The organism is Actinomadura sp. WAC 06369, from assembly GCF_003947565.1.
GTDB lineage: Bacteria > Actinomycetota > Actinomycetes > Streptosporangiales > Streptosporangiaceae > Spirillospora > Spirillospora rifamycini.
Genome location: NZ_QHJN01000028.1, coordinates 58,149 through 64,304, shown reverse-complemented (window position 1 = coordinate 64,304; position 6,156 = coordinate 58,149). Strand labels below are relative to the sequence as shown.

At 76.0% G+C, this 6,156-nt stretch carries 6 protein-coding genes; 2 read left to right on the top strand and 4 right to left on the bottom strand.

Annotation, left to right across the window (positions count from 1 at the left end; genetic code table 11):
- Window positions 1–1,359: PEP/pyruvate-binding domain-containing protein (locus DMH08_RS10535; RefSeq protein WP_325052918.1), on the bottom strand; the 1,359-nt coding region annotated here is incomplete at its 3' end.
- Between the two features lie 188 nt (window positions 1,360–1,547).
- On the opposite strand from DMH08_RS10535, the gene DMH08_RS10530 reads away from it, so the two are divergent.
- Entirely contained in the window at window positions 1,548–2,297 is a 750-nt protein-coding gene (locus tag DMH08_RS10530; protein ID WP_125613327.1) for an enoyl-CoA hydratase/isomerase family protein, read from the top strand.
- Here the strand turns inward: DMH08_RS10530 and DMH08_RS10525 are convergent.
- The 3 genes from DMH08_RS10525 to DMH08_RS10515 all read right to left on the bottom strand — a co-directional run bounded on the left by DMH08_RS10525 (window position 2,294) and on the right by DMH08_RS10515 (window position 5,208).
- Window positions 2,294–2,938, bottom strand: coding sequence for a LuxR C-terminal-related transcriptional regulator (locus tag DMH08_RS10525; RefSeq protein ID WP_026402860.1), 645 nt, complete (start codon window positions 2,936–2,938; stop codon window positions 2,294–2,296). The two genes, DMH08_RS10530 and DMH08_RS10525, sit on opposite strands and share 4 nt — an antisense overlap.
- Window positions 2,902–4,218, bottom strand: coding sequence for a sensor histidine kinase (locus DMH08_RS10520; RefSeq protein ID WP_233617517.1), 1,317 nt, complete (start codon window positions 4,216–4,218; stop codon window positions 2,902–2,904). Before DMH08_RS10520 ends, DMH08_RS10525 begins: the two co-directional genes overlap by 37 nt.
- 111 nt (window positions 4,219–4,329) lie before the next feature.
- Window positions 4,330–5,208 (bottom strand): MmyB family transcriptional regulator, encoded by an 879-nt coding sequence (locus DMH08_RS10515; protein WP_125613326.1) that lies wholly within the window; start codon window positions 5,206–5,208, stop codon window positions 4,330–4,332.
- Between the two features lie 150 nt (window positions 5,209–5,358).
- Here DMH08_RS10515 and DMH08_RS10510 point away from each other — a divergent pair, with 150 nt between their 5' ends.
- Window positions 5,359–6,156, top strand: coding sequence for an aminotransferase class IV family protein (locus tag DMH08_RS10510; RefSeq protein ID WP_125613325.1), 798 nt, complete (start codon window positions 5,359–5,361; stop codon window positions 6,154–6,156).

The window sequence follows — 6,156 nt, the reverse complement described above, 5'->3', positions numbered from 1 at the left end:
CGCGGGCGGGGTGAGGGTGAGGACGCCCGGTTCGGACGCGACGATGCGTGCGTCGGCGTGGCCCCGGGCGCGGCCCCGCGCCAGCGCGGCGAGGCCGTGGCCCGCGGCCGTCGCGCCGCCGTCGCCCGTCTCGGGCGCGGTGAGCGTCCCGGCGAGGGCTTCGAGGCCGTGCAGGGCGGTGAGGGTCGCGCGCGTCCAGTGGAGCGCGGCGGCCAGGTCGGCGTCGGTGAGTTCGTGCAGGGACGGGACGGCCGCCAGATCGGCGTCGACGCCCGCGGCGATGTCGGCGGCGAGGGCGGGGAGTTCGGCGCGGAGCCGGCCGACGCGCCACGCGGCGCGCAGGCGGCGCAGCGGCGGCAGCGGGTTCAGCGGGTCGAGGCGCCGGCGGCGGGCCGGTTCGGCGCCGAGGCGGCGCAGGTCGGCGGCGGCGCGGCCGCCGACGGCGCGGACGGTCGGGGCGCGGCGCAGCGCCCGCCGGGAGACGGCGCCCGCGGTGGCGAGGGCCTCGCCGAGGCCCCGGTCGAGGGGGACGAGCCAGAGGTCCTCCTCCAGGGGCGACAGCGGGTCGGGGAGGGTCTCGGCGACCGGGCCGGGGCCGAGGAGGACGGCGCCGCGCGGGGGGAGCGGGGCGAGCGCCGTCACCGGGCGGCTCTGCAGCAGCCACAGGCGGCCGTCGTGCCCGAACGCGAACTCGACGTCCTGCGGGCCGCCGAACACGTGCGCCGTCCGCGCGGCCAGCCGGGCGAGGCGGCGGAGCTGGAGCGGCGTGAGCGGGCCGCCGTCGCGGTCGGCGCCGACGAGGCGGCCGCGGCGGGTCAGGTCGTAGCGGGTGCCGTCGACCTCGCCGCCGACGAGCGCCTGCGGCCCGCCCGGCGCCGCCGACACGATCACCCGGTCGGTGCGCCCGTCGACCGGGTCGGCGCCGAACATCACCCCGCCGGACGCGGCGTCGAGCTCGGGCTGGACGAGCACCGCCATCGTCCCCGGGCCCGTCGCGGACGCGGCGACCTCGTCGACCGCGCGCCGGAAGTCCGCCCACCCGGCCACGCCGAGGACGGACGTGAACCGGCCCGCCATCGAGGAGACCTCGCCGTCCTCCAGCGTGGACGACGACCGCACCACCAGGGCGCGCTCGCCGTCGCGGCTCAGCCGCGCCCACGCCACCCGCAGGTCGTGGGTGTCGGCGTACCGCTCGTGCCGGTCCACGCACGGCACGGGGATCACGAACCCGGGGAGGACGGGCAGGTCGTGCCCCGCGGCCCGCGCGAGGTTCGCCGCCTTGGCGCCGGCCCGGTCGGGCACGGTCGCCAGCGGATCGTCCAGGCCGATCGTCCAGAAGGCGCGTGTGCTCTGCTGCACCACGGACTCCGTTTCCTTAAAAGCCGCCCAGTTACAAGAATCCGCTGAGCGGCGGCGGAATTCCTCCCTCACAGGGGGTGTCTCGGAATCCGTCTGGAGTGTGTGGCGCGGGCGTAAGAAAGTCCTTCTGTAGGTGGAGGGCGACCCTGGTACGGGCGAGGGTCGGGGGTTCCCTTTACGATGCTCGGGTGCTGCACTGCAAGGTCGCCGGGGGCATCGGGACGATCACGATCGACCGTCCGGGCAAGCGGAACGCGATGTCGGCCGACATGTGGCGCGAGCTGCCCCGGATCCTCGACGGGCTCGCCGCGGACGCGTCCGTCCGGGCGGTGGTGCTGACGGGCGCGGGCGGGAACTTCTGCGCGGGCGCCGACATCGGGGAGCTCGACGCCATCCACCGGGACGACGACACGCACCTGTCGACGGTCGCGGAGCGGGCGCTCGCGGCGTTCGGGAAGCCGACGATCGCGGCGATCGAGGGCGTGTGCGTCGGCGGCGGCTGCCAGCTCGCGGCGGCGTGCGACCTGCGGTTCGCGGCGGCGGGCGCCCGGTTCGGGATCACCCCGGCGCGGCTCGGCATCGTCTACCCGGCGGCCGCCACGGAGCGGCTCGTCGGGCTGGTCGGCCCGGCGGCGGCGAAGCACCTGCTGTTCTCGGCGGAGCTGATCGGCGCGGACGACGCCCTGCGCATCGGCTTCCTCAACGAGGTGGTCCCCGACCTGCCCGCGCGGATCGCGGACTTCACCGCGACGCTCGCGTCCCGGTCCCTGCTGACGCAGTGCGCCACGAAGGACATCGTGGACGCGGTCGCCGCGGGCGGCGACGTCCGCGGCCGGGCCGCCCGCTGGCTCGCGGAGATGGACGGCAGCGGCGAGCTGCGGGAGGGCGTCGCGGCGTTCCTGGAGCGCCGCGCCCCCGAGTTCCCCTGGACGCCCTAGCGGTTCAGGTAGGCGAGGACGGCCAGGACGCGGCGGTTGTCGTCGGCGGTCACCGGCAGGTCGAGCTTCGCGAAGATGTTCGCGGTGTGCTTGGTGACGGCCCGTTCGGTGACGACGAGGCGTTCGGCGATGGCGGCGTTCGAGCGGCCCTCCGCCATCAGTTCGAGCACCTCGGTCTCGCGGGGCGTCAGCCGGGCGAGGGGCGTGCCGCGGGTGCCGCCCGCGATGAGCCGCGACACGACCTCCGGGTCCATCGCGGTGCCGCCCGCCGCGACCCGCCGGACCGCGTCGACGAACTGGGCGGCGTCGAACACCCGGTCCTTCAGCAGGTAGCCGATCCCGCCGCCGCCGTCCGCCAGCAGCTCCCGCGCGTACAGCTGCTCGACGTACTGCGACAGCACCAGCACCGGCAGGCCCGGGACGTGCCGGCGGGCCTCCAGCGCCGCCTGCAGGCCCTCGTCGGTGAACGACGGCGGCAGCCGCACGTCGACCACCGCCACGTCCGGGCGGTGGTCGAGCAGTGCCCTGCGCAGGGACGGCCCGTTGTCGACGGCCGCGGCGATCTCGAAGTCGTGCGCCTCAAGCAGGCTGACCAGGCCCTCCCTCAGGAGGGCGAGGTCTTCGGCGAGGACAACGCGCACGGCAGCTCCAGGGTCACGATCGTCGGTCCGCCCGCGGGGGAGTTGAGGGCGAGAACGCCGTCGAATGTACCGATCCGCCGCTCGACGCCGCGCAGCCCGGTGCCGCCGTCGAGGGACGCGCCGCCGCGCCCGTCGTCGGTGACGGAGATCCGCAGCATGCCGTCCTCGTGCCGCACGTCGATCCACAGCCGCGTCCCGCCGGAGTGCTTCGCGGCGTTGGTGAGGATCTCCGACACCGCGAAGTACGCGGCGGACTCCACCGGCGGCTCGGGCCGCCCGTCGAGGTCCACGGCGACCTCGGCGCGCATCGGGTGGTCGAGGGCGAGCGCCTTGACGGCGTCCCCGATGCCCCGGTCGGCGAGGACGGGCGGGTGGATGCCGCGGACCAGGTCCCGCAGCTCGTGCAGGGCCTTCGCGGACGACTCGCGGGTCTGCGCCAGCAGCATCCGCGCCTTCTCCGGGTCCCGGTCGAGGAGGTGCTCGATCGCGCCGAGGCTCATCCCCATCGCGACGAGCCGCGCCTGCGCCCCGTCGTGCAGGTCCCGCTCGATCCGCCGCAGCTCCGCCGCGGACGCGTCCGCGGCCTCCGACCGCGACTCCGTCAGGTGCCGGACCCGCAGCGCCAGCCGCGACTTCTCCGTCGGCCCGAGCAGCGTCTGCGCCCACCGCCCGTACACGCCGAGCATCCGCGGGCCCAGCAGGAGCCCGGCGGCGATGAACACGGTCGCGAGGGCGACGGTCGTCGCACGCGCGCCGGCGTCCGTCCCGTACCCGGTCGTGACGTGGACCCACGCGTACCAGTCGCTGCCGCCGGCGTCCGCGATCACTCCGCCCGCGAACCCGGCGAGGAGGTAGCCCCAGATCCCGTACAGGATCAGCCAGCCGGGCAGCGCCGCCGTGAAGAACACGACGAGGGGGTCGGCGAGGAGCCACAGGTAGTCGCGCCACGTCGCGGGGTCCTGGAACCGGGCGGTGAACAGCCGCACCCGCCCCTTGATCCCGTCCTCGCCCGGCGGGGGGTCGGGCAGGTACGGGCGGTCGATGCGGACGCCCGTCCACCGTTCGACGAGCCGCCGGTACACGTCCGCCGTCCGGCGCGCGAGGTCCACCGCGGACGGGAACAGCAGCACCCCGATCGCGAGCGAGACCATCGAGAAGGCGGTGAGGAACCAGGCGCCCACGAAGAACGCGGGGACGCCCAGGAGCCCCAGCCGGAACCCTCGCCACGGAGCGCGCGCGTGGGCCTGCCACCGCGTCTCTCCGACCAGTTGACCGTTCACCGGTTCCTCCGTCCGCCTCGGCATCGTCACCGAGTCAAGTCTCCGGCGGACGCCTCCACGGCACAGTGTGCCCGGACACCGGACAGGGGGTGTACTCAAGTACACCCCCGGCTAGGACGCTCCGCCGCCCCAGCTTGCGAGGAACCGCAGGTGGTCGGCGGCGGCGGACCCCGGCGGGGCGTGGTGGACGGTCAGCGTCTGCTCGGAGCCGTCGGGCAGCCGGAACGTCTCGAACGCGAGGTCGAGGCCGCCGACCAGCGGATGCCGCAGCCGCCGCGTCCCGTGGGCGCGCTCCTCGACGTGGTGCCGCGCCCACAGGCGCGCGAAGTCCGCGCTGTGCAGCGACAGCTCCCCGACGAGCGCCGCCAGCCGCGGGTCGTCCGGGTGGCAGGTCGCGTCCCGCCGCAGGGCGCCGACGGCGTCGGCCGCCTCCGCCTCCGGGTCCGCGAACGGGGGGTCGGGCCGCAGGAACACCAGGCGGGCCAGGTTGCCGCCGGCGAAGTCGCCGAACAGGGCCGCGGCGGGCGCGTTCCACGCGAGGACGTCCGTGCGGCGTCCCGTCACGTACGCGGGCGTCCCGTCCAGGGCGGCGAGCATGGCCCGCAGCCCGGGCCGCACCTCCTCGGCCTCCGCCTCGCCGCCGTGGTGGCGGCACCGGGCCAGGTGGTTCAGGTGGGTGCGCTCGGTCGCGGTGAGCCGCAGCGCGCGGGCGAGCGCGTCCAGCACCTCCGCGGACGCGTTGTGGGCGCGGCCCTGCTCCAGCCGCGTGAGGTACGCGACCGACACCCCGGCGAGCTGCGCGAGCTCCTCCCGCCGCAGGCCCGGCACCCGCCGGTGCCGCCCGAACTCCGGCAGCCCGACCTCCTCCGGCGTCAGCCGCCCGCGCCGGCTCCGCAGGAACTCGCCGAGCTCGACATGCGGATCCAGCGAAGCGGACGCGGACGCCGCGTCGGGGGTGTCGAACTCCTGCGTGGCCTGACGATCGTCCATGGCGTCCATTGTCGCCGGTCGCGCGCCCGGCTGCCTGACCCTGCCAGTGGCAGGACCGGCGGTCGCACGACGGACGGGGCACTGGCCGCCCCCGTCCGGCGGCGGCAGAGTCGTCCCCGACAGCAGCCGCGAGACATGGGGGGAACGACGATGAGCGAGTACGTGGCGCACCTGGACGGACGGACGGCGACCGCGGCGGAGCTGAACCCGCTGGCGTTCGCCGGATACGCGCACTTCACCGCGATGCAGGTGCGCGGCGGCGGCGTCCGGGGCCTCGACCTGCACCTGGAGCGGCTCCGGAACGCGTCGGTCGAGATGTTCGGACGGGCGGTACCGGACGAACGCGTCCGCGAGCTGCTTCGCACGGCGCTCGCGGACGGCCCGGCGGACGTGTCGCTGACGGCGACCGTGTTCGGTGCGGCGGGCGAGTTCACCGCCGCCGACGCCGAGCCCCGCGTGCTCGTCCGCTCCGGGCCGCCCGCGTCCGGACCGGAGGGCCCGCTGGCGCTCGCCGCCGTCGAGCACGAGCGGGACCTCCCGGCGGTGAAGCACGTCGGCGAGGTCGGCAAGACCTACCACCTGCGGCGGGCCGCCGCGCGGGGCTTCGACGACGCCGCGTTCGTCGACCGCCGGGGGCGCTTCAGCGAAGGCACGATCTGGAACCTCGCCTTCTGGGACGGTTCCGCGGTCGTGTGGCCGGACGCCGCGATGCTGACCGGGACGACGATGGGCATCGTCCGCCGCAGGCTCGACGCGCTCGGCGTCCCGCAGCGGGTCGCCGCGGTCACCCCCGCCGACGTCCCGTCCCTCGCCGGGGCCGTCGTCATGAACTCGTGGACAGCGGGCGTCGCGGTGCACCGCATCGAGGACGCCGCGCTCCCCGAGGCCCGCGACTTCCTCGCGCTCCTCCACCGGGCGTACGGGGACGAACCGCTCACGTCCCCCTGA

What these genes read in the sequence shown, in the direction of transcription:
- DMH08_RS10515 (WP_125613326.1), bottom strand. Translation starts at nt 5,208, where the DNA reads ATGGACGATCGTCAGGCCACGCAGGAGTTCGACACCCCCGACGCGGCG.
- DMH08_RS10510 (WP_125613325.1), top strand. Translation starts at nt 5,359, where the DNA reads ATGAGCGAGTACGTGGCGCACCTGGACGGACGGACGGCGACCGCGGCG.